At 61.0% G+C, this 610-nt stretch carries 1 protein-coding gene; it reads right to left on the bottom strand.

The genetic code is table 11. From position 1 onward, the window contains the following. The coding region (locus tag AC5O77_RS21765) for an IS110 family transposase (protein ID WP_494507171.1) at positions 1-550 on the bottom strand (550 nt) is incomplete at its 3' end. Between the last annotated feature and the right edge of the window lie 60 nt (positions 551-610).

The following is a 610-nucleotide window of genomic DNA, read 5'->3' as shown; positions in this document are numbered from 1 at the left end:
CATGCTCTCCATCGCGACCCAAGCGCTGCAGTTCGCTTTCCAGCTCGGACAGCGTCCCAGCCAGAGCGCAGAACAGATCTGACAGCTCCCCGGGGGCACTTTTGCTTACCCCGAAGGATTGCTCCAGGCGCGCGCGTGTCTTTACCAGCGTCTGCCGCTTGCGCAGCAAATCGTGCATCTGCTGCTGCTCATCGGTACGCGGTACGTATTCACGCAGGCGATCGTTCTCCTTCTTCACGTACCGGGCGATCGCTTCGGCGTCCATGGCGTCCGTCTTGCCACGCGAGCCCGTCGCCCGGCCGTAGTGCTTGATCAGACGTGGATTGATCACATAGACAACGTGGCCTGCTTGGCCAGCCATCCGAGCCAACAACTCGTAGTACCGCCCCGTCGCCTCCATGCCAATCCGGCATCGCTGGGGCAAGGTGTTGAGCCACTGGGCTATGCCGGCCCGGGTGTTGGCGATCCTGTCGCCGGCCTTGCGGTCGGCCACTGCCGGTACGAACTCCTTGGAGTCCACGTCCACGCCAATATCGAGAGAATCAGACATTTGTACGGCTCCCAGCTATCTTTAAGGGGCTGGGGTGGTACCTGTCTCTTATACACATCT

The organism is Stenotrophomonas sp. INTA L402-1 (assembly GCF_059295135.1).
Note: the sequence above shows the minus strand (reverse complement) of the source record. Positions and strands in the feature narration are given on the sequence as shown.